General features: G+C 37.6%; 24 protein-coding genes. 1 reads left to right on the top strand and 23 read right to left on the bottom strand.

What is annotated here, in order from left to right; all coding sequences use genetic code 11:
* Position 1: 1 nt before the first annotated feature.
* The 20 genes from hepT to prsW all read right to left on the bottom strand — a co-directional run bounded on the left by hepT (position 2) and on the right by prsW (position 17632).
* Positions 2-973: a heptaprenyl diphosphate synthase component II gene (gene hepT, locus BN988_RS02370; RefSeq protein WP_036572812.1), complete on the bottom strand. Its 972-nt coding sequence runs from the start codon at positions 971-973 to the stop codon at positions 2-4.
* A 59-nt stretch (positions 974-1032) separates the two neighbouring features.
* On the bottom strand, positions 1033-1740 hold the full coding sequence (gene menG / locus BN988_RS02365) for a demethylmenaquinone methyltransferase (protein ID WP_036572811.1): 708 nt from the start codon (positions 1738-1740) through the stop codon (positions 1033-1035).
* Between the two features lie 4 nt (positions 1741-1744).
* Positions 1745-2527, bottom strand: a complete 783-nt coding sequence (locus tag BN988_RS18265) for a heptaprenyl diphosphate synthase component 1 (RefSeq protein WP_051557623.1) — start codon at positions 2525-2527, stop codon at positions 1745-1747.
* Between the two features lie 102 nt (positions 2528-2629).
* A complete protein-coding gene (gene mtrB, locus BN988_RS02355) occupies positions 2630-2854 on the bottom strand; it encodes a trp RNA-binding attenuation protein MtrB (RefSeq protein WP_036572810.1) in 225 nt (74 codons plus the stop codon).
* Positions 2855-3144: 290 nt separating this feature from the next.
* Positions 3145-3417 (bottom strand): HU family DNA-binding protein, encoded by a 273-nt coding sequence (locus tag BN988_RS02350; RefSeq protein WP_036572809.1) that lies wholly within the window; start codon positions 3415-3417, stop codon positions 3145-3147.
* Positions 3418-3835: 418 nt separating this feature from the next.
* On the bottom strand, positions 3836-5314 hold the full coding sequence (gene spoIVA / locus BN988_RS02345; RefSeq protein WP_036572808.1) for a stage IV sporulation protein A: 1479 nt from the start codon (positions 5312-5314) through the stop codon (positions 3836-3838).
* Positions 5315-5516: 202 nt separating this feature from the next.
* Entirely contained in the window at positions 5517-6242 is a 726-nt protein-coding gene (locus BN988_RS02340; protein ID WP_036572807.1) for a hypothetical protein, read from the bottom strand.
* An 18-nt stretch (positions 6243-6260) separates the two neighbouring features.
* Entirely contained in the window at positions 6261-6458 is a 198-nt protein-coding gene (locus BN988_RS02335) for a DUF2768 domain-containing protein (protein WP_036572806.1), read from the bottom strand.
* A gap of 345 nt (positions 6459-6803) precedes the next feature.
* Positions 6804-7064 (bottom strand): stage VI sporulation protein F, encoded by a 261-nt coding sequence (locus BN988_RS02330; RefSeq protein WP_036572804.1) that lies wholly within the window; start codon positions 7062-7064, stop codon positions 6804-6806.
* A gap of 59 nt (positions 7065-7123) precedes the next feature.
* The gene (locus BN988_RS02325) at positions 7124-8164 is read right to left on the bottom strand and encodes an NAD(P)H-dependent glycerol-3-phosphate dehydrogenase (RefSeq protein WP_036572803.1); all 1041 of its coding nucleotides are present in this window, start codon (positions 8162-8164) and stop codon (positions 7124-7126) included.
* A 13-nt stretch (positions 8165-8177) separates the two neighbouring features.
* Complete coding sequence (gene der / locus BN988_RS02320) at positions 8178-9488, bottom strand: ribosome biogenesis GTPase Der (RefSeq protein ID WP_036572801.1); 1311 nt, start codon at positions 9486-9488, stop codon at positions 8178-8180.
* Positions 9489-9573: 85 nt separating this feature from the next.
* Positions 9574-9759, bottom strand: coding sequence for a capping complex subunit for YIEGIA (locus BN988_RS02315; protein WP_036572800.1), 186 nt, complete (start codon positions 9757-9759; stop codon positions 9574-9576).
* 3 nt (positions 9760-9762) lie between these two features.
* Positions 9763-10653, bottom strand: a complete 891-nt coding sequence (locus BN988_RS02310; RefSeq protein ID WP_036572798.1) for a YIEGIA family protein — start codon at positions 10651-10653, stop codon at positions 9763-9765.
* Positions 10650-11249, bottom strand: coding sequence for a YphA family membrane protein (locus tag BN988_RS02305; RefSeq protein WP_036572796.1), 600 nt, complete (start codon positions 11247-11249; stop codon positions 10650-10652). The genes BN988_RS02310 and BN988_RS02305 overlap by 4 nt, the downstream gene beginning before the upstream one ends.
* 201 nt (positions 11250-11450) lie before the next feature.
* On the bottom strand, positions 11451-12581 hold the full coding sequence (rpsA, locus tag BN988_RS02300; RefSeq protein WP_036572794.1) for a 30S ribosomal protein S1: 1131 nt from the start codon (positions 12579-12581) through the stop codon (positions 11451-11453).
* 427 nt (positions 12582-13008) lie between these two features.
* On the bottom strand, positions 13009-13692 hold the full coding sequence (gene cmk / locus BN988_RS02295; RefSeq protein WP_036572793.1) for a (d)CMP kinase: 684 nt from the start codon (positions 13690-13692) through the stop codon (positions 13009-13011).
* A 175-nt stretch (positions 13693-13867) separates the two neighbouring features.
* Complete coding sequence (locus BN988_RS02290) at positions 13868-14524, bottom strand: flagellar brake protein (RefSeq protein WP_036572791.1); 657 nt, start codon at positions 14522-14524, stop codon at positions 13868-13870.
* Between the two features lie 97 nt (positions 14525-14621).
* The gene (gene ypeB / locus BN988_RS02285; protein WP_036572789.1) at positions 14622-15965 is read right to left on the bottom strand and encodes a germination protein YpeB; all 1344 of its coding nucleotides are present in this window, start codon (positions 15963-15965) and stop codon (positions 14622-14624) included.
* A 15-nt stretch (positions 15966-15980) separates the two neighbouring features.
* Entirely contained in the window at positions 15981-16769 is a 789-nt protein-coding gene (gene sleB / locus BN988_RS02280) for a spore cortex-lytic enzyme (protein WP_390620590.1), read from the bottom strand.
* A 185-nt stretch (positions 16770-16954) separates the two neighbouring features.
* Positions 16955-17632, bottom strand: coding sequence for a glutamic-type intramembrane protease PrsW (prsW, locus tag BN988_RS02275; protein WP_036572786.1), 678 nt, complete (start codon positions 17630-17632; stop codon positions 16955-16957).
* A gap of 83 nt (positions 17633-17715) precedes the next feature.
* Between prsW and BN988_RS02270 the strand changes: the two genes are divergently transcribed.
* The gene (locus BN988_RS02270) at positions 17716-18690 is read left to right on the top strand and encodes an asparaginase (RefSeq protein WP_036572784.1); all 975 of its coding nucleotides are present in this window, start codon (positions 17716-17718) and stop codon (positions 18688-18690) included.
* Between the two features lie 37 nt (positions 18691-18727).
* Here the strand turns inward: BN988_RS02270 and BN988_RS02265 are convergent, their stop codons facing one another.
* From BN988_RS02265 to BN988_RS02255, 3 genes are all read right to left on the bottom strand, one after another.
* On the bottom strand, positions 18728-19708 hold the full coding sequence (locus BN988_RS02265; RefSeq protein ID WP_036572782.1) for a YpdA family putative bacillithiol disulfide reductase: 981 nt from the start codon (positions 19706-19708) through the stop codon (positions 18728-18730).
* A 173-nt stretch (positions 19709-19881) separates the two neighbouring features.
* A complete protein-coding gene (locus BN988_RS02260; RefSeq protein WP_036572781.1) occupies positions 19882-21162 on the bottom strand; it encodes a Glu/Leu/Phe/Val family dehydrogenase in 1281 nt (426 codons plus the stop codon).
* 125 nt (positions 21163-21287) lie between these two features.
* Positions 21288-22211 carry a D-alanine--D-alanine ligase gene (locus BN988_RS02255; RefSeq protein WP_036572778.1) on the bottom strand — a complete coding sequence of 308 codons (924 nt, stop codon included), beginning with the start codon at positions 22209-22211 and terminating at the stop codon, positions 21288-21290.
* Positions 22212-22226: the final 15 nt, after the last annotated feature.

The following is a 22226-nucleotide window of genomic DNA, read 5'->3' as shown; positions in this document are numbered from 1 at the left end:
ATCAAGAGCGTCTTTTCCCGATATATTTAGCAATGTTTTCTAGAGTGTGCTTTGCCCGCCCTTCTGGCAGTTCCTCCAAAGCTTTTAAGGCTTTTTGTAGATAAAGTTCACTAAGTTGATACGATTGCTCGATGGCATCGGTATTTTTTAAAGCATACAAAATATTACCAAGCTGCTCTTCGTCTAGAGTATCGTTGGCTTGAATTGCACTTTTTAAAACAGAAGCAAATTTTTTATCTTTCATTGCGTATAGTACAGGCAATGTTATATTCCCTTGTAATAGATCACTACCTGACGGCTTACCCAATTCTTTTTCCGTTGAAGTGAAATCTAATATATCATCAATAATTTGGTAGGACATTCCAATATAATAGCCGTATTTATAAAGGTTGTTAGCCTGCGCTTCTGTTAAATCAGAAACTAAGGCCCCTAATTGACAACTTGTAGCAATAAGCAGGGCCGTCTTACGTTTAATACGACGCAAATAATCTCGAAGCCCTTGGTCCCAATTATATTTGTCTTTTATTTGTTCAATCTCTCCAACACAAACTTCCACGATTGTTCGTGAAAGAAGCTGGTGAACAGGAGCATCTTCAATCTGGGTTATTTCTTCGAGTGCTCTAGCTAATATATAATCACCTGTATACATGGCAACCCTATTGCCATATAGTTCCCGGATAGTTGGCTGCCCCCTTCTTAACGATGCATCATCAATAACATCATCGTGGACTAATGTAGCCATATGAATGAGTTCAAGCGATACAGCAACCGTTTTGACGCGGTCTGGCTGATATCTTCCCAGTTGTCCTGATAGTATCACAAAAACAGGCCTTATCCTTTTACCACCTGCTTTAAGAAGCTCAGTAGAGGCAGCATGCAGAATAGGATGCTCTGCTTGAAATACCTCATTAAGGGATTCCTCTATTATGTCTAAATCTCTTTTTAAAAAACTATAAATTCTTGCTAGCTTCATGTGTGTCACCTTTAACTTCACTTAAAAAGTATAAATTTATTAATCCATAAAAGATTGCTTTATTTGTGCCCCATATGCATGGCAGCTACTCCACCAGTATAGCTTTTGACTTCTACACGGGAAAAACCTGCTTGGTGAAATAATTGTTCTAATTTTTCTTTATCCGGAAAGTCCTTTGCTGACTCATGCAACCAGGCATATTCTTTATAGCTCTTTGCCATCATTCTACCAAGCAATGGCATTATAAATCGGAAATAAAGATAGTATAGTTGGCGAAATCCTACTAATGACGGCTGAGAAGTTTCCAAGCATACTACTTTCCCACCTGGCTTAACTACCCTATACATCTCTTTTAGCACCGTTACATAATCAGGAACATTGCGCAAGCCAAAGCCTATCGTCACATAATCAAACGAATTATCCTCGAAAGGAAGCTCCATAGCATTCCCATGAAGTAATTCAAGCTGGGTTAATTGAAGATCTTTTTTCTTTGCTTTGGCAATCGATAACATATTTTCACTAAAGTCTAGTCCGATAACCTTTCCACTTGGGCCCACAGTAGCTGCTGAAGATATTGCCCAGTCGCCTGTTCCACTGCAAACGTCAAGAACTTGAGAGCCTTCTTCCATCTTCATCCGGCGCATAACGTCTTTTCGCCATGACTTATGACGCTGAAAGGAAATGATGGAATTCATTTTATCGTATTTCCCATAAATCTTTTCGAACACATGGTGTACTCGTTCTTCTTTAGATTGTTGTGGCTTCATGTATCTATCCTTCTTCCGCTAACGTGCTGTTTTCTTTTAGGAGTTCTTGAATTGCTTGTCCAAGTATTGTCTCCTTATTTGCATAGTTTTCCATAAAAAGAGAAAGCTTTTGAAGGCTTCCACCAATTTTCTCGTTTACTATAGCAAGAACGTCTTCCTTGTTTTCTTTATCTGTATAATGAAATCCTGCATCAATCAATAGTGAATTACCATATTGCAAATAGTTCTGCTTCTCCCGCAGTAGACAGTTCGTTAAAATCCATTCCCTGTAAATACTTTCGTAGGCGTTGTTATCAACATAGTTTGCAACACTTGTAATAAGTAATGATTCTATGTTTGTTAAAATGTTGAGGTAATCTTCAAAAGTAGATGCCTCATTATAGTACAATTTCATTTTATTTTCGTTTATTTCTTTAATGGCATTTGCCAATTTATGTATAAGAACTATTTCTTTCATCTCGGATAAGAGTAAATAATAAAGGCCACTGTAGTAATCTCCAGCTAATACATTTAGCTGTCCAGCTACTTTTCTTCCTTTGTCTTCATCCACCTTACTAGTCGCAGGAACCTTTTCATGCGTATCAAGAGCCACCTGGACGAGCATAGCTGTAATAATGTAGCTTTCTTTTTGCGAAGTAGTCAAGGAAGTCTCATCTATTATCTCAGTTAAAAGGATAAGCTTGGCTTGATCTAATATGGGCTTCTCAATATGTTTATATAAGTAAGCATGTCTCATTTTTTCACGGAGTAGCTCTTTTAGGTGGTAAATGTCTAATCTTGCAGTCATCAAAATATCACCATAGCCCTTTCATTGTTTCCCTAACGCTTTCGTTATTATAGCATAAATTAAGTGATATCGATAATCAAACAATCCGACAAAGCCTTATCACTATGTATTTTCAATCTCGCCATGGCTAGTTTGTATGATTGCCTTGCCTCTAACTTTTACGGCAGAAGTATGCTCCGTAAACTGGGCAATCATCACTTCATTTCTATCAAGCTTTTCGGAATGATGGAATCTAGTATCTGTCCCTCTAGTCAATCCAATCACGCTGACACCATCTTCCAAAGCCTTTATAACGAAAAAGTCTGATTTAGCAGTTGAATCATCCATATTTATTCCTCCTTAGCATTCTCATTAAAATAATCTACCATCTATCCTGTATTGTCAAACATCCAGGTACTAGCTATTAAGTATAGAAAGATAAATTTTAGAAAAACTCGCATTCGCTCTTCTTATAGCGAACGTATACGTTTTTCTTATACTTGGAACATCAAAATTTTTACTGCATCGTAATTGCTTCCTAGCTAAAATTTTATACTTTCCTAATTTTTATACTTTCCTAATGTGTAAGAAAAAAAGGATACGCCTAAGCGTATCCTCTCCCTTCGCCCTATGTAAAATTATTTTACACTATCTTTAAGGGCTTTTCCTGGTTTGAAAGCAGGAACTTTACTTGCAGGGATTTCAATCTCTTCTCCAGTTTGTGGGTTACGCCCTTTACGAGCTGAACGTTCACGTACCTCAAAGTTACCAAATCCGATTAGTTGTACTTTTTCACCGTCTTTTAGTGAATCCATGACAGATTCGAAAACTGCATCAACTGCTTTGGTTGCATCTTTCTTAGAAAGATCGCTTTTTTCTGCTACAGCATTAATTAAGTCTGTTTTGTTCATGACATTCACCTCCTCCCAAATCTTTTCAATCGAGATTAGCTCACAAAAAGAAACTATCATCATTTGTTTACCAATCTGCCTGTTTTTATACTTAAAGCCATCACTTTCTTTTGATGACAAGGCTTATATTAACCGAGTTCGCTGCAAAATTCAACAATTAGTGCTGAATTTCTATGTTTTTATTTAAAAAAAGTAAAATATATCCAAATAAACTCCTAATTTTTACCAAATTAACCTATTTTAATAACTTGTCTGATTTGCTGCGAAACTCTGGCTTTAAAGCTTATTATACATATACGACATGAAAATTAGAATTCCTGCCGTTGCATAGAAAATATCTTGAACAGAGTGAAAAGTGACGAATTATCTAATAAAATTATCTTTTTAGAAACAAACAAAAAGCAGCTAAAATTAGCTGCTAAAGGATAATTGCTATTAATCCACCAGAACCTTCGTTAATAATTCTTTCCAGTGTATCTTTTAATTTGTATCTTGCATTCTCAGGCATGAGAGCAATTTTTGCCTGAATTCCTTCCCGCACGATAGAACTTAATGATCTGCCAAATATATCAGATTCCCAAATGGATAATGGATCTTCCTCAAAATCCTGCATTAGGTAACGAACTAGCTCCTCACTCTGCTTTTCTGTACCAATAATTGGTGCAAACTCCGATTCAACCTCTACTTTAATCATATGAATGGATGGAGCAACAGCCTTTAAACGGACACCGAATCGTGACCCTTGCCGAATTATCTCTGGTTCATCTAATATCATGTCTTCAAGGGATGGCGCTGCAATACCATAGCCAGTCTGTTTTACCATTTTTAGAGCACCAGATACTTGGTCAAATTCTCTCTTCGCATGCGCAAAATCTTGCATTAATTGAAGCAAATGGTCTTTTCCACGAATCTCTTCTCCAACAATTTCTTTAAGAATATTATCGTAAAGATAGTCAGGGGCATGTAGGTCAATCTCTGCTACTCCTTCTCCCATCTCCATACCCGCCAGGTTAGCTTTATCAATATATTCATAGTCCCTAAATTCACCGACTATTTGGTCCACATCTCTTAAACGCTTAATGTTTTTAACTGTTTCCTGTATCGCTTCTTGGTAATTTTTTCGTAACCAATGTTTTTCGTTTAATACCATAACCCAGCTTGGAAGATTTACATTAACCTCTAATACGGGGAACTCATATAAAGATTCTCTAAGGACATTGTATACGTCATGCTCTGTCATAGATTCAACACTCATGGCCAGCACGGGTATATCATACTTCTCTGCTAGATCCTGCCTAAGCAGTTCTGTTTCCTGGCTAGTTGGCTTAACCGAGTTTACAACCATGATAAATGGTTTGCCCACTTCTTTTAATTCATCCACTACTTTTGCTTCGGCATCGATATAATCACTTCTTGGTATTTCGCCAATTGATCCATCTGTTGTAACAACAACGCCTATTGTCGAATGCTCCTGAATTACTTTTCTTGTTCCGATTTCTGCAGCGTCATGAAACGGAATAGGTTCTTCATACCACGGAGTATTAATCATTCTTGGGCCATTCTCATCTTCATAACCTTTGGCGCCCTGTACAGCATAGCCTACACAATCAACTAGCCTTACATTTACATCGAGTCCTTCTTCGACATTAATGGATACTGCTTGGTTTGGAATAAATTTTGGCTCTGTCGTCATAATTGTTTTTCCAGCAGCACTTTGTGGCAGTTCATCAAGCGCTCGAGCACGGTCTGTGTCATCCTCAATGCTAGGAAGTACAATCAGCTCCATGAATTTCTTAATAAATGTTGATTTCCCAGTCCGGACAGCGCCTACTATACCAAGGTAAATATCTCCATTTGTCCGTTTTGAAATATCTTTAAAAATATCAACTCTTTCCAAAAGATCCCCTCCCGATCTCCTTGCATTTGTTTACGTACAGACTGCGATTAATTGACATTACAAGTCTATGATGTTGTCCTATCAAAATATGACTTAAATATGTGTAAAAGTATTATTACTCATTCCCTTCGCATCCAAATGTATGACGGTATACAAATAAACCCTTGCAACAATATATGTTACAAGGGCATGTTTATGATATTTATTTGTCATTCATAAATACTGGTTCCCCTGAACGCACAGTATAGGGTAACGAGTATGCAGGGACGAATGGGGTGTTCTCTGCAAGCAGAAAGCGGATGTCATCCCCTTCCTGGTATGTGTGCTCATAGTCCTCTAATGCATTGAGAAGATCAATACGGTAATCAACATAGAGATTTCCATCCACATCCATAATAATAGGAAGATTTTCTTGTGAATATGGACTAACAACATGTGGTGGTGTTTCGAATCCTAACTTCTCATAATCAATTGTATATATCCCTTCTTCTATTTCCTGTTTAAAAGGTGGATATATATGTTCGTTTCGATATATATCTAATTTGACATTGACACTTCTAATTTGCTCTGTAATGCGCAAATCAATTAATTTTACCCGAGGATCATCTTCCGGAGTAATCAATGTATATTGGTAAAGACCCCCATTTTCATAAGCTGTACCCGGTATTTCCTGTAGAATGTTATTTTCCTTCAATAAGGAAAAGTCCACCAAGTATTTTTGAAATAAAGGAGTATCATTGTCCTTTGTTTTTATTGGAACTAAACCCTGCTTTATTTCTCTATACTGCTCCACCGCGCTCTGAACCATATCAAGTTGTGCTTCATTAGGGGGTTGGTTCTTTGCAAGTTCTCCTTGGGGATATAAGCAACCGCTTAATACGGCAAGTATACAAATCATAGTGAAAACAAGTATGTAGTTGTGTTTCATATTAACCCTCCCTATGTACTATCCTGTTGGTCCGCTGAATACAATATAAAAGATAATAAGTCCACCCGAAATTAAAAATATGTATGCAAGAATTGACACAATCACGGCTAATATTCCTTTAAGCTTATAGCGACTTAACAGAATGAGTCCTATAGCAAGAAATAAAAATATCATGCCAGCGAATGATATGTACATCTTAAGCATTGATAAAGACAATTTTTTTCACTCCTGTATGCGTTCTCTTAAATTTCATGCATGGAGTATTATACCATAGAGTAATCAAACCAAACATAAAATTGTGTTTTTTATAAAGAAAAGCGTAAAGTACCGTATTGAGGAACGCCAACTGATTGGCCTCCTGCTGAGCCGGAGGTGCATGACTCGTCTATGAACACACGTAGGGAACAAGTTTAATTAAGAAATAAAAAAACCGGGACTAAGAGGGCTAGCCTTATCCCGGAATGACTAAATAATGTCCGCTACAGCTCTATTGTGAATGCTTGTGCGATTTAGTGTATGCAGCTGGAAGCATTACTGTATCCTCAATTGCCTATACTCCTACTACTTTTTAAAAAGTTTGTTTAATGATTGCATATCCATTGGAACATTGTTCTTTGTAATAGACTCAACTATCTTGTCTTCTTTTTCTTTTGGTATGGATTTATTAGCTAACTTGGCCAAATGACGAACCAGTTGTCTCACCGTTTGCTCATTGGAAAAATCAGCATTCTTCACAGAATCAGCAACTTTATATACATCCTCTGGCTTCACATTTGCATTCTTCTGTATTTTGTCAAACAGACCTTTTTGAAAGTTATTCACCTATTCTCCTCCTTGCATGTGTTATTCAACATAGTATATGCAAGGAGGTATAATCCGTGTTATTGGGTATATCGCTCATTTAAGAGCGCAGCTAGGTCGTCCATTTCTTCTCGCTTCGTTCTACTCATCAGTTGCTCGACAACCTTTTTAGGGTTCTCTTCTTCAAAAAGAATTTGGTATATGCCTTTTGTAATAGGCATTTCCACATCTTGTTCTTCAGCAAATTGATAGGCAGCCTTAACCGTCCTAACTCCTTCGACGGCCATCCCCATTTGTTCTAATACATCATCCAGCTTATAACCTTTGCCCAATAGGTTTCCGGCACGCCAGTTCCTACTATGCACACTGGTACAAGTCACAATTAAGTCGCCGACTCCAGGTAAACCTAAGAAACTTAAAGGATTTGCACCAAGGGAAGTTCCTAATCTGGCAATTTCAGCTAATCCTCTCGTTATTAGAGCAGCTTTGGCATTATCTCCATAACCAAGACCATCTGAAATCCCTGCTCCTAGCGCGATAATATTTTTTAAAGCGCCACCTAGTTCAATTCCTAATATATCGGGACTCGTATATACACGAAACGCATCATTGATAAATAAATCTTGTGCGTATGAAGCATTTTTGGCGTCTTTTGAAGACACTGTTACCGTAGTTGGTTGTCTTAATGCTACTTCTTCAGCATGACTAGGTCCGGATAATACAACAATTTCTTCTTCTGTGTATTGTTCCATTTCTTCAGCTATTAGCTGTGATACACGTTTAAGTGTTAAAGGTTCTATCCCTTTAGTTGCATGGATAATCGTAACTTTTTGTTTTAAGACAGCTTGAAGCTGCTTACTAACATCACGAATTGCTTTGGTAGGAACAACTACAATTACTGCAGATACTCCATCCACTGCTTCGCTTAGATCGTGATATGCTCTAATTTGTTTAGGTATCTCCACATTTTTAAGATATTTTTCATTTCGATGCACGTTATTTATTTCTTCAGCTTGCTCAATACGGTGTGTCCATAATCGCACTTCATGATCATTATCAGCAAGGACAATACTTAAGGCTGTTCCCCAGCTCCCTGCTCCAATAACTGCTACTTTCTCCATATGCCTTTCCTCCTTATTGTCTTCTTCTTGCAAACAGTTTTATAGGTGTTCCAACAAAACCAAAGGCATCTCTAATTTTGTTTTCTAGAAAACGTTCGTAGGAAAAATGCATTAATTCGGGATCGTTTACAAAGACCACGAAACTTGGTGGTTTGACAGCAACTTGTGTTGCATAAAGCACTTTAAGCCTTTTCCCTTTTAAGGTAGGGGTAGGGTTCATTGCAATTGCATCCATTATGACATCATTTAGCACATTGGTAGGGACACGTTTTGCATGATTTTCACTTGCTAATTTAACAGCAGGTAAAAGGGTGTGTAATCGCTTTTTGGTCTTTGCAGATAGGAAGACCACTGGTGCGTAATCTAAATACTGAAAATGCGCACGAACTTTTGTCTCAAATTCCTTCATGGCTTTCTCGTTTGATTCTACGGTATCCCATTTATTTACTACAATGACAATAGCTCTTCCCGCTTCATGAGCATACCCAGCAATTTTCTTGTCTTGCTCTCTAATACCGGTTTCTGCATCAATTAACACGAGCACGACATCAGATCGTTCAATGGCTTTTAATGCCCGTAAAACGCTGTATTTTTCAGTTGTTTCGTAAACTTTCCCTCTCTTCCGCATACCTGCCGTATCAATAATTACGTAATCTTGTTCGTCTCGAGTTAAAGTGGTATCGATTGCATCTCTTGTGGTGCCTTCTATTTCACTTACAATAACCCGTTCTTCGTTAAGCATTGCATTAACAAGGGAAGATTTTCCGACATTCGGACGACCAATTAAGCTAAAGTAAATCGTCTCTTCATCATAGACTTCTTCAGATCGTTGTGGGAAATGGCCTACAACTGCGTCTAATAAGTCTCCTAACCCTAACCCATGCGATCCTGATATAGGGAATGGTTCCCCAAAACCTAATGAATAGTATTCATAAATAGTTTCACGCATTTCTGGATTATCAATTTTGTTTATCCCAAGTACTACTGGCTTATTGGATTTAAATAGCAGCTTGGCTACTTCTTCATCAGCTCCAGTTATGCCTTCCCGACCATTTAACAGAAAGATAATAACATCAGCTTCATCAATTGCTATCTCAGCTTGTTGTCTCATTTGGACTAGGAGTGGTTCATCCCCAATCTCTATTCCACCAGTATCAATAAGATTGAATTTGGAAGTCAGCCATTCAGCTTCTGCATATATTCGGTCACGGGTCACACCGGGTATATCTTCAACGATTGAAATTCTTTCTCCAACTAGTCTATTAAATATTGTCGACTTTCCGACATTAGGTCTTCCTACGATTGCTACAACAGATTTTCTCATGAAAGGAGCATCCTCTCTCTATACGTTCTTATTTTCCTAACATTTATTCATTCTAGCAAAAGTAACACATATTAACAATTTATTTTTAATGTTTTACAATGATGTACATCTCATCCGAGAGGGAATGCGCAATCCCATCCGTTATCGCTTCAAGGTTTGCAGCTACCTTTGCTGACTCTTTTGCATCATTACAATAAAAAATAGGCGCGCCACCACCGACTTTTGATTGGTTTGTTGTTATTACTGCCAAAATCGCTTTTTCAATCTTCATATTTTATTGTTTCTCCTTACTATGAGATTTTGACTCTGATGGCATTCGGATTGCATTTTCCAAAACTGGCACGGCACCTATTACTTCAATCGCTTTTTGTTTTTCCCTTAGCTGAGGAAGAATAAATATACCAATTCTTCCATCGTCTAAATCTCTCTTAATTAATGGCGTTAGAGCTGGTGTCCCAGAATCCCTTACAACACCTAGTGAAACAGAAACATCATGAAGGATCGCCTGACGTTGTCCAAGATTTCCAATCGTCGTTATGACATTCATATTTTTCGGTGTCAAAATAAAACCCATTCCATATTTAAGAATTTCCTTTTGCCTTTCAGGTAGCCCGATATTCATAATATAAATATTATCCACGTAAAGACCAGCCCCTTCAAAACGAAGCTCTCGATACTCTATGTTGACAATATCTTTGATTGTAGAACCACTCATAAGGGCTTTATTCACAATTAAGCTCACAATTGCTCCAGCAAGCGCGATGTAAGCGTTAAAAACAATATACAAGAGAGTGGTAATAAATGCAGTCATGATAACAAGATAGTTTCTACTTTCAAATGAGATGGCAATGCCCTCTATATATGTATTCCCACGGGGTACCAGTTCAAACTCATCGACTTCGGTTAGTGTGTTACGCTCCATATTTCTAACTTCTCTAAATTGAGTGGCTGCTACTGTAAGAAAAGTGACAGCTGTAAATTCCATTTCCATTATGGCAGGAACAGCCACTGCTCCAAGTGCGGCAGCAATAAATCCAAGTGATAAATGAATGACTTTCCCATGTAAGTATGTAGGGTACTGTCGATAATCAGTCCTAAGCATTAAAATTCTCGCGAGTGTTCCTAATAACACCCCAAAGATTATAGGGTATGTATATTCATTCATTTTGCTACCTCCAGGTCTATAGGTATATTATGATGCTTGGCTTTTTTTGTTCTGCTTTTTCGTATTATGTCTAAAAACACAATAAATACTATTGTAATCATAATATTGCCTAAAAAAGGAAGCTCACCAGTTCCTCTTGAAAGTCCGTACGTAGATAGAGTAAAACTAAAGACAACTTCACCAAGGCTAGTCCCAAGCAGTACCACACATAATCGGCTCTCAAGTCCCCTCACAAGCAGCAGGGCGGTCAGACCAAGTAGAAGAGGAACTAACACTTCTCTAGGCCAAAAAAGCCATATTGGAGCAGCTTTTTCCCAAAATAGGAGAGAAGCATAGCCGAGCATTATGGTAAAGGTAGAGATGGTTAGGTAAATTTGTCGCTTAAGGTGAAGGAGGAGAATAATGGTACCTATTATTAAAAGAAAGAAGGAGGCATTATATACTATCTCTCCTATCATTACATCGGTATTAGATAATATTAAAATGCTCAAGAGCCATAGTGTAAATAAGTCTCTTTTCTTCCCTCTCTTCATAAAAAAGGTTGTTATGATCCAAAGCATCCATCCAACCCAATAAAAATATGCTTCGTTTGCCATTAGTAAAATCACCTGCCCCTTTTCATTATGGGTGTTTTAGCTGCTATGTATACAAAGATTCATAGTGAAAAAGACAGTTGTGTATAATGGAACTATTCGAGTTAACAAACTTGTTAATTTGTGAAAGTAAGGACCATAATTGGTTTTTCTTTCATAGAAAAAAGCGCCTCCCAAGCTGGGAGACGCTTTTCTCTATAATTATTATTTATACTTATTTAGTTTATCTCCAATGAAATCACCTAGCTGGAAGCCAGACTGGTCCTCATCTTTTGCGTATTGCTTATATTCCTTTTCAGCTTGTTCTTGTTCTAACTCCTTAATACTTAATGAAATGCGCTCTTCGTTTTCATTTACATCAAGTATTTTCACATTAACTTTTTGTCCAACTTCTAGTACTTCTTGAGGTGTACCAATATGTCGGTTGGCAATTTGTGAAATATGCACAAGGCCTTCTACACCAGCTTCAATTTCAACAAAGGCTCCAAAGTTAACTAGTCGTCTGACTGTCCCTTCCACTGTATCTCCAGCAGAGAATCTACTTTCAATATCTGACCATGGACCAGGGATTGTATTTTTATGAGATAAAGAAATTCGCTCGTTATCCATATCTACTGAAAGGACTTCAACTTTTAGTTTTTCTCCTTCAGAAACTACATCTGAAGCTTTTTCAACGTGTTTATGAGCTAATTGGGAGATATGAACAAGTCCATCTACTCCTCCTAGATCCACAAATACACCAAAGTTTGTAATACGTTGTACTGTTCCTTCAAGCACTTGACCTGCTTCTAAAGACTGTAACAATTCACCTTTTTTCGCCTGCGCTTCATCTTCAGCTACAGCACGGTGTGAAAGGATTATACGATTCTGATCTTTGTCCAGTTCAGCAATTTTAACGGCAAGCATTTTATTTTTATAATCTGAGAAATCTTCCACAAAGTATGTTTCCACTAATGAAGCAGGAATAAATCCTCTAACTCCTACATCCACTACAAGGCCGCCTTTTACTACCTCTTTTACTTCTGTTTCAAAGATTTCACCGCTTTTGTATTTTTCTTCAAGCTCTACCCATGCTTGATCAGCATCTATTGCTTTCTTAGAAAGGACAACTTCATCATCATCTATTTTTTTAACTTTAAGCGTTAGTTCGTCTCCTTCATTCACAACGTCGCCGGCTTGTTCCACATGCAAGCTGGATAGCTCACCGATTGGTACTATGCCCTCTGTTTTGTAACCAATGTCTACAAGTACCTGTTTTTCTTCAACCTTGATTACTTTACCAGTAATGGTAGTACCTACTTGTAATTCTGGTAATTCATTGTTTTGTTCTGTCATATCCTAGCCCTCCTAAGTACATATCAAAAAACGCATTAACGTAACATTATTTAACTCTATCTTTTTAGATTTAGAATTAAATAGAAAGTTCCTTTTCTATAACTTCTAATAATTATAATTATTTGTCAAGTAATGTTGTTTGATTCTGATAATTTTATTTTTTTCATTCATACGACATAATGTTAGCTTCATGGACATTAAAGCGCTGCTTACAAGCCATTTCACTACAAATACTTTGCGTCTTAAAATAGAAAAACTTGAGATACAATTAAATTTCCCCAAATAATGATTTTTAAAACTGTCACCTTATTGGTGTCTTGTATGTAAGAAAAAGTAACTTCCCTACTACCTACCCTTATCGAATGAATGGGAAGATAAAGCAGAAGAAGTTACCTTGGAAGTTTATCTTACATAAACAATATAACACTTAGGAACGTTGGAGAACCTTATACGCTTCATTTAAGATATTGTCAGCTACTTGTTCAATAGTTAGAGAAGTAGTATCTATTTCCACAGCATTCTCTGCCTTAATGAGCGGTGAAGCTTCTCTTTGAGAATCAATTAAATCCCTTTGCTCAATTTCCTTTTTTAATTCCTCTAGGTCAACGTTGTACCCTTTTTTAGTATTTTCTTCAAACCTCCGTTTAGCCCGTTCTTCGACAGATGCTATGAGAAATATCTTTACTTCTGCATTAGGTAGAACGTGGGTTCCTATATCCCGTCCGTCCATTACCACACTTGTATGGGCCGCCAATGCTTGTTGACGGGCTACCATTTCTCTCCTGATCTCTGGGTGCATCGCCACATAGGAAACATTGTTTGTAACCTCTTGGGATCGTATTTCCTCCGTAACATCCTCTGTATCCAGAATGACCAATTGACCAGTCGCGCTTTGTTTTAATTTAATTGTAGTGTTTGCTAGCAATCCTACCAATACTTCTTCATTTTGTAAGTCGACTTGATTATTTATTGCTTTTAGTGTTAATGCCCTATACATTGCTCCGGTGTCAATATAGACACACGAAAGTTTTTCTGCAACTATCTTTGCTACTGTACTCTTACCTGCAGCTGCTGGGCCATCAATAGCGATGGCTATCATTTCATTTTCCATTTATAAAGCTCATTCCTCTCAACTATCATTCAACTATCATCCAGCCTCATGACCAACATTAAATGAACATAGCCAGCTAGAGAAAAAGATCTGGCAATAGCTGAAATCTTAACTATTCTATATAAATCATAACATACCAATAAAATAATGGTCTATTCGAATACCAAATTGCAACTTAAATGGATAGTTCCTTTTTCCTTGCCTCTCGCTGTTTTTCAAAAGAAAAGCGAATTATTTTATGTTGGTCTTCTTTTAAGAGGTTAATGAATTTCAATGATGCTGTATGTACATGTGTATCTTGCTCTTTAATGAAAACCAACTCAGCTTCGGCATTAATATAGAAATATTCCCCTGATTGCATATCTAAAGTGAGCCATAAATCTAGAGGTCCATCACCTTCCATTGTTTTGCCATGTGGTAGGATGACAGAGAGCCCACCCCCACTAATATCCGTGCTCACTGTGACAATTGGTGAAAAAGAATTATTCTTAGAATGGATAGCAACATCAATCGCTGCCTCTACTCTTACAAATTCCCTTCTTTGTATTCGTTTTAGATCATCACCAGGTAATTTAATGGCTATTCCTGGAACAGTTAATTTTACTTTAGCAACAATTTCTGTCTTAAAAGCATATAAATTCTGCCTTTCGTCCATAAACATTGCTTTTAACACGGTGCCCTTTGGTATAAAGGTTGTCTTTTTAGTTTTTTCGTTTATTGGATAATCGATAAATAGATAATGTTCACTTTTTTCAATGATTTTGCATCGATATGTCTCCATCTTTTTTCCTGTTTTTTTCAACTCAAGAGTAAGTACGCTCCCAATTTTCACTTAAAACCCCCCCGTACTGGTAAAAAATCACTACGCTAATTCGATATACCTATTATCACAGAAAACGAAAAAAAGAGAAAGACTAATGTCTCTCTCTTTAGCTATTTGCTGCATAATTAGCTTCTGCACCATCTAGTTTTTCTACCTTCTCTTCTCTTCCGTCCATTGCGTTAATAAATATTCGATATGTTTCATTTCCCATAATACCTAAAAACTCATATGTTAAAACTTCTTCTCCAAGGTCATTGTCAATAACTGCTAAAAACGATTCTTGAATCTCAACTTTTTGATTAACTGCTTCCTTTGCATCTTCTTCTGATAGTGTTGGTTCTGGTATCTCTCTTTCAGTATGGTTCATCAGATAATCTCGCGCTGTAAGACCTAGTATGTCACCGGTATCCAATGCAACTTTTATTTCTAACGCGTCAGAATAAACTCTCACTCCATCCTGGTTATAAAGAAATGAATAGACACCTATGTTGTCATATTGGCTACTCAAGAACAACTCCATGTCTTTAAATTGGTATTTCGCCAAGTATTCCTTTGCCTTTTCCATACCTTCATTTAGGCTAATCTGTTTATCCTTGATTTGCCTTTTTACTAAAACTGTAATGGGGTGTCCACCTTGTTCTGTTAGATCCATATATGCGCTTTTTTTATTATCTTTATAAGAGATACTATATGTTGGAATGTCCGCACCCTCTCCACTTTTGGTAACATGTAGTTTTTCGGCATCTTTCACATCAAGTATTTCTTTCCCCTTCTCACGTGCCTGTTCTTCCGAAATTTTTTCTCCGTTTAATCCTTTAAATGCATGATCTTGAGAGGAAGTGCCAACTATCGGAGAGTCTACATTACTTTCAGAGTAACCCTCGACTGTCTTTTCCACAGTTTGAAAACCATCAACGATCGTGTTATCTACTTGCTCTTCTCCATTTGCCAATGCTAGCTGTACATCCATCCACCGTAAGTTATTATCAAGTACGACATGCTGGACTTGACGCAATTCATCTTTAATATCGCCTGACTGCTGGTATAGCTCTTCAAAAGAATTTGTCTCTTCCTCAGAAAGTGGTTCATCATCTAAATTCCGCACGGCAGTCTTGTAGGTAAAATCACCTATATTCGACAAAAATTCTTCGGTTTTATTAAAAGGCAAAAGTCCCAATGGCAACTGTCCAACATTTGATAGGGCTTCTGAAGTCAATCTCCAGATATCTACCATTTGCGGGGAAAGACTTTGGCCTGAATTCATTGCTAACGCAGAACCTATTTTATCGTGCAGTAAATCAACATGATAGGAAAGCTCATGGAAAGACCTTTGGTACGTGTTTTCAGCTTGTATTAAGACAGCATTTTTTTCTTGATGTTCTTGGTAACCCCAAAAAGCAGTTCCAGTAACTCCAATTGCCAAAACAGCGATTATGATCCACCTAATCAATGACATCACACCTTTCTATTTACAGAATATATGTTTTCCTATTTGCTTAATCTGTGGTCTTGTCCAGATCCAACTTGATGTAGCTGTGTCAGGATTAAAGTAATAAAGTGCATTACCAGTAGGGTCCCACCCATTTATAGCATCAAGCACTGCCTCTTTTGCCGTTTCATTCGGGGTTAACCAAATTTGTCCATCGGCTACAGCGGTAAATGCTCTAGGCTCAAAAATTACTCCCGATGCGTTATTTGGGAATGTAGGGCTTTCTACTCTGTTTAATATTACTGCGGCAACCGCTACTTGTCCGACATAGGGTTCTCCCCTAGCTTCACCGTATACAGCATTGGCCAATAATTGTATGTCGTTCTGAGAATAACCCTGTGGGACATTTACTGATGTATTTCCTGTAGCAGGGGCATCTTCACTTTGGTCCGCTTCGCCTTGATTTGTTTGGTTCTTGTTATCCGTACCGCCATAATGAGTAAATTTATTGCCCTGGTTTAACTGCTCTTTGACATATTGTTCATCATAATTACTTGCTTGAGCTAATTTGTCCTTGGTGGTCTGGCCTGCCAGCCCATCAATTTCCATGCCGAACTCATATTGGAAATTTCTTAAAGCCCAATATGTTCCCCAGCCAAAGACACCGTCAATCTTGCCATTATAAAACCCTAAATATTGTAATCTAGCCTGCAATTCAATTACATCATCTCCCACTGCACCTTGTTGAATAACTTGAGAGCTAAAAGCGTGTACCGGACTTTCCGGATGAGTTGCTTGAAGCGTTATACATAAAATAGGTATCATAATAAAGAATAGGAACTTTTTATACTTCATATGGTATCCTCCTGGTTATTTCATTATGTTGTAAACCTATTTTTTGAAGAAACCTACTTTTTATTCACCCTGTTTATACCAATATCTTTTTATAGGAGGAAATAAAATAGGCTGATATAAAAAAATACCCCCTGTCAATTCACTGACAGAGGATATTAGGCTCCTTGCTTTTTTTTCTGAAACATCGTTAATGGCGCAGCTTCACTGGCTATTTTCACACGGCGTAGTCCAAGAATCCATAATAAGATCATAAAAGGGACTAAGAAGAGGAGCCAATTACCAGGAACGATATTCAAGATATAATTATAGGTTCCATGGAGTAGAAAGGGTATAATAAAAGCCATTGCAATGTTACGTTTCTTATGTTTTTTGTTTGTTTTCGCCTTACCGAAATAATAGCCCATAATAACTCCTATAAGGGCATGGGATGAGACAGGGAAAAGAGCTCTACTCAAGGCATATCCTATTCCATTTGTAAACAAGTACAATACATTTTCTACTGTGGCAAATCCTAGGCTGATTGCCACGGCGTAAACAATACCATCATAATGTGCGTCGAATTCAGAATGATGATAGATGGTATAAATAAATAAAAACCACTTAAAAAACTCTTCAGTTAAGGAGGTATATAGAAAAGATTCAACTAGATGATTATCTGTTATGCCTTCTGTAGTAAGAACATATTGAATGAACATAATTGGGAACACAAGTAAACATCCGATAACAAACGTACGTATAAGTAATGGAAGGGGTTCTGAATACCGGTCTTTCAAATAGAAGAAAGACATGAGTGCGATGGCCGGTGCAATTCCAGCTGAAAATATAGCAAACATCAAACGGCCCCTTTCCTAATTTACTATCATTATGTTATCACTAAAGAAGGATAAAGAAAACAACATTTGTGAGGGAGAATAAAATGAAAAAGAAAATATTAATTATTCATACAGGCGGAACCATTTCAATGGTGGAGAATAAAACGACTGGGGAAGTTACAACAGCAACAAAACATCCATTATCAGAGCTAACTTACTATTTTAATCAATATGCAGATGTAGAGGAAATGACAGAGTTTTCTCTCCCATCCCCCCATATTGAACCAAGACACATGCTGCAACTTGCCAAGCGAATAAAAGAAGAGCTCCCTTCCTACGAGGGAATTGTCGTGACACACGGGACAGATACATTAGAAGAAACCGCTTTTTTCCTTGATCTTATCGTTCACACTGATAAACCGATCATTATAACAGGTGCCATGCGTTCAAGTAATGAAATCGGCTCAGACGCACTGTATAACTTAATAAGTTCAATCCGCGTAGCTAGTGATGGCAATTCAAGTAAAAAGGGAGTACTAGTAGTGATGAATGATGAGGTACATACTGCTAGAAATGTAACAAAGACTTCTACAAGTAATATTGCTACCTTCCAAAGTCCCCAATATGGTCCACTTGGAATCATAACGAAGGATTCGATCATTTTTCATCACACGATTACTTCGCGATATTGCTACGATGTAGATGCAATTAATCAACGCGTTTATTTACTAAAAGCTTATGCGGGTATGGATAATGGTCTGTTAGAGGCTGTCTTAGCGGCTAAACCAGACGGATTAGTTATTGAGGCACTTGGCCAAGGAAATCTACCAAAAGAATCAGTTCCTTATTTAGCAAAGATTATGGACTCTCAGATCCCTATTGTTCTTGTTTCACGTTGTTTTCAGGGGATTGTTCAGCCAACTTATGGATATGAGGGTGGCGGACGTAAGTTAAAAGAAATGGGAATTATCTTTTCAAATGGGCTGACAGGTCCTAAAGCACGAATTAAGTTGCAGATCGCATTGGAACAGAAAATGGACTTACCAAAACTAAAAGATATTTTTGAAAAGGAAAACTAAGAAACCAAGGTTAAAGGAAAGAAGAGCAGCTGTATAGCTACTCTTCTCTACCTGTAATTGTTCTGGCAATGGCCCCTCCGTGAAAGCGACCATTTTCAATGAATAGTTTATTATTATTGTATCCGGCAGCTACCACGCCAGCTATAAACAAATTGTCAATATTGGTTTCATAACTGTCTTCCTTATAAGAAGGTGATCCTGTCGCGGGATCAACATGTATTCCGGCGCTATTAAGAAAATCCAAATCTGGTTTATAACCAGTCATAGCGAACACAAAATCATTCTTTATTGTTTTTTCTTCTTCGCCAACACGATAGCGAAGACTATTTTCTGTGATTTCTACTATATTGGCATTAAATTCCATCTTCACAATTTCTTTTCTTACCAGGGAATCAAACTCTGGTAATATCCATGGCTTGATGCTCTTCGAATACTCTGCACCTCTATATAAAACGGTCACGTTAGCTCCAGCTTTATGAAGCTCTAGCGTGGCGTCTACTGCAGAATTTTTTCCACCAATTATGACAACATCCTTGTTAAAATAAGGATGACCTTCTTTAAAATAATGTGTAACTTTATTCAGCTTTTCACCTGGAACATTCATATAGTTTGGTTGGTCATAATATCCAGTTGCTATAATGACATAATCAGCTGAATAGTTGTTTATCTGATCACTGCCTGTAATGGTGGACAGACGAAATAAGCCTTCCCCTTTTGTGATTTCCGTAACTTTTTCAAAGGCATTAATCCGTAATTCTTCACGCATAGCCACGGATCGGTAGTATGCAAGCGCCTCATTTCTAACAGGCTTTTGTTTTTCTGTAATAAATGGAATGTTTCCTATTTCTAATTTCTCACTGGAGCTGAAAAATGTTTGATGTGTCGGAAACTGGTGTATCGTGTTTACAATATTTTCTTTTTCAATGATTAACGGGCTAAAACCCTCTTTTTTTAATTCCAAAGCGCAGGATAAGCCACAAGGCCCTCCCCCTACAATAATTACTTTTTCATGTGGCACAATATGCACTTCCTTTAGAAGAATTCTATCTCGTAGGCTGTATACCGAAGATTTATTTAGTTAATCTTAATACTTAAGGTATCTACAAGCAATAAGAAAAAACATAAAAAAACTCCTATCTAATAATACAGGATAAGAGTTTTTTTGTCATACAATTGATTTCTAAACAGGTATTATACCCAGCCACGGAATCGTGATGCTTCCGCCATTTTCCTTACACCGACCATATATGCAGCAAGACGCATGTCAATTCTTCTTGTCTCTGCTGTGTTATATATGGAATTAAATCCTTTAATCATAATTTCATGCAGCTTTTTATCAATTTCTTCTTCGGTCCAATAGTAACCTTGATTGTTTTGTACCCATTCAAAATAGGAAACAGTCACGCCACCTGCAGAAGCAAGTACATCGGGAACTAGTAAAATACCTCGTTCACTCAATATCCTCGTTGCTTCCATTGTTGTTGGACCATTTGCAGCCTCGACGACAATACTAGCTTTGATTTTATGTGCATTGTGCTCTGTAATCTGATTTTCCACTGCAGCTGGTACAAGAATATCACAATCCAATTCTAATAAATCTTGATTAGAAATTGTATTATTAAAGAGTTTGGTTACAGAACCGAAGCTGTCTCTTCTATCAAGCAGGTAATCAATGTCTAATCCGTCAGGGTCATGCAATGCTCCGTGTGCATCAGAGATTCCGACAACTTTTGCCCCTGCATCATTAAGGAATTTCGCAAGGAAGCTCCCCGCATTTCCAAATCCCTGGACAACAACGCGAGCGCCTTCTACCTTTAATCCCTTCTTTTTGGCAGCTTCATTAATGCAAATTGTAACCCCTTTTGCTGTAGCAGATTCTCTTCCATGCGACCCACCAAGAACGATAGGTTTACCAGTAATGAAACCAGGACTATTGAATTCATCTATACGACTATATTCATCCATCATCCATGCCATAATTTGAGAGTTTGTAAAAACGTCTGGAGCAGGAATATCTTTGGTTGGTCCTACAATTTGGCTGATCGCACGTACATAGCCCCTGCTGACACCCTCTAACTCTCTAAAGGACATTTCTCGAGGATCACAGACAATACCACCTTTTCCGCCACCATAAGGAAGGTCTACAATGCCCGCCTTCAAACTCATCCAAATGGAAAGAGCTTTCACCTCAGTTTCAGTGACATCTGGGTGGAATCTTACTCCGCCTTTTGTAGGTCCAACCGCATCATTATGTTGTGCCCGGTACCCTGTGAATATTTTGATTGATCCATCATCCATTCGAACAGGAATACGAACCGTCATCATACGAATCGGTTCTTTTAGTAGTTCGAATACTTCATTAGGGTAACCCAACTTTTCCAATGCAGTTTTTACAACAGTTTGTGTGGAACTTAATACATCCGTTTTTTCATTACTTTCTCTGGTAGAATCTGCTGCGTTATCGGCTACCATGAATTTACCTCCTATAATATCTGTAAATAGTTTATAATTGCTGTTCTCAGAAATTAGTATACACGTTCATCGCAAATATGCAATAAAATATACGAGAAATATACTAATTTTGAAAGATACTTTTTCTAGTTTTTATTTCCTACTGATCGTTTAACGAATGTTTCAATCATAGAGTCATAATCAAGCCCAATCACCTTGGCAGCATCCGGAAATAGACTAGTTGGTGTCATACCTGGAAGCGTGTTTACTTCTAGAATCACAGGCTGATTTTCCTCTGTCAATATAAAATCTACTCGAGAATAAGTTTTACATCCAAGTACGCTGTGAGCTTTCACAGCCAGCTCTTGGATGGTCTTGGTTGTCTCGGCATCAATTGGTGCCGGAACAATATGTTCGCTGCCACCAGCAGCATATTTAGACTCATAATCGTAATAAGCATTTTTAGGAATGATTTCAATAATTGGAAGTGCCTTCTCGCCAAGAACCGCTACTGTTATCTCTCTACCTTGAATAAAATCTTCAATCAAGATCGTATCATCACTAGTAGCTGCCCTCTTTAAACCATCCAATATTTGTTCAGGGTTCTCTACTATTGTCAAACCCAACGTAGATCCTTCACTATTTGGCTTAATAACAAACGGCACCTTAAATACTTGGTTAACTTCTTTTCCTACATCCTGCAAATTTGTCTTGTCTGTAATAGTATACACTTTACTTTTTGCTACAGGGATATCGTTCGAATCAAATATTTGTTTAGCCTTCGCTTTATCCATAGCAAGTGCAGATGCTAACACGCCTGATCCTACATATGGCAATCCTAGCATTTCCAGTAATCCTTGGACTCGCCCATCTTCCCCAAATTTCCCGTGAAGCCCGATAAATACGAGATCTACATTTAGTTCAATGATTTCTTCAAGCCTTTCAGGGTGAAAATCAATTCCTGTAACTTCATGCCCGTTGTTTTTTAGTGCCTGTATAATTCCTTTCCCTGAGGAGAGCGAAACTTCTCGTTCTCCTGAGGTCCCTCCATATAGTACAGCAATTTTCATTCCGTGCACTCCTTA

The organism is Oceanobacillus picturae (assembly GCF_000612865.1).
Lineage (GTDB): Bacteria > Bacillota > Bacilli > Bacillales > Amphibacillaceae > Oceanobacillus_B > Oceanobacillus_B jordanicus.
The sequence above is the reverse complement of the archived record's forward strand: the minus strand, read 5'-3'. Positions and strand labels throughout refer to the sequence as shown.